The sequence below is a fragment of the Micrococcus sp. LASM2_SD2 genome, assembly GCF_057364565.1.
Genome location: NZ_JBNFOB010000401.1, coordinates 1 through 1,086, shown reverse-complemented (window position 1 = coordinate 1,086; position 1,086 = coordinate 1). Strand labels below are relative to the sequence as shown.

Annotated in this window: 1 protein-coding gene; it reads left to right on the top strand. The window is 74.0% G+C overall.

Annotation, left to right across the window (positions count from 1 at the left end):
• Positions 1 to 135: 135 nt before the first annotated feature.
• Positions 136 to 984: a hypothetical protein gene (locus AC2W7A_RS12715; RefSeq protein WP_485991649.1), complete on the top strand. Its 849-nt coding sequence runs from the start codon at positions 136 to 138 to the stop codon at positions 982 to 984.
• Positions 985 to 1,086: the final 102 nt, after the last annotated feature.

Genomic DNA, 1,086 nt, shown 5'->3' with positions numbered 1-1,086 from the left:
CCTCCGCGTGCCCCGGGCGGGGACCTCGGCGGCGGATAGGCTGGAGGCGACCGACCAGACCCCCTGGACCACCCGGGCCGGCGGGGCCGTGCGACGGGGACGTCCGTCACGGACCGAGGGAAGGACGCAGCGCCCATGACCGTGTCGACCACCACCGGAGGCCGCCGACCCCTGCGCGCGGTCGGGCTGACCTCGCTGGCGGCCGCTGCGGCGTTGACGCTCTCGGCCTGCGGCGGCGATCCGACCGCCGGAGACGCCTGGGACGACGCCCGGGCCCACCTGGAACAGGCCGAGTCGTTCCGCATCACCAGCGAGATGCCGGAGGACGCCGCCGGAGAGGATGCGGAGGGCGCCCCGACCGCCGGCACCTTCGACCTGGCCGGCTTCACCACCGAGCCCAACGCCGAGATGACCATGGAGATGACCGGCGGGGAGATGGACATGACCATGGTCGTCCGCGAGGTGGGCGCCAAGGGCTACATGAGGATGGACCTCTCCGGCGAGCAGATGGACGAGCAGGCGATGGCCATGCTGGGCCTGGGGGACACGTGGATCGAGCAGGACATCCCCGAGCAGGAGCGCGGGATGATGGGCTCGGTGCGTGACGACCTCCTGGCGGGCCTGCCCGGGGAGGGTGCCCTCGACGACGCCGACTCCGAGCGCCAGGAGGTCGACCGCGACGGGCGCACGGTCTACCGCTACGCCGTCCCACAGGAGGTGGCGGACGCCGCCGCCGAGAACCAGGCGGGGGATTCGGACGCCGGGCAGGGTGCGGCCGACTCCGCCCTGAACGAGCTGGACATGTCCGCGCTGCAGGCGTTCCTCGTGGATGAGGACGGCCGCCTGGTGGCCCTCGAGCTGAAGGACGCCGAGTCCGGTGAGGTCTCCGCGCTCGAGTTCGGCGACTGGGGTGCCGTGGAGAAGGTCGAGGCCCCCGCCCAGGACGAGATCGCCTCCGCCCCGGGCGGCCCGGACGAGGGCTGACACCTCCGTGTCCCGGTCGCGACGACCGGCGTGAGCAGGGGCGTCCACCGGTCGGTGGGCGCCCCTGCCGCACCTCCGACCGCGCTGCCCAGTGCGCGCCGC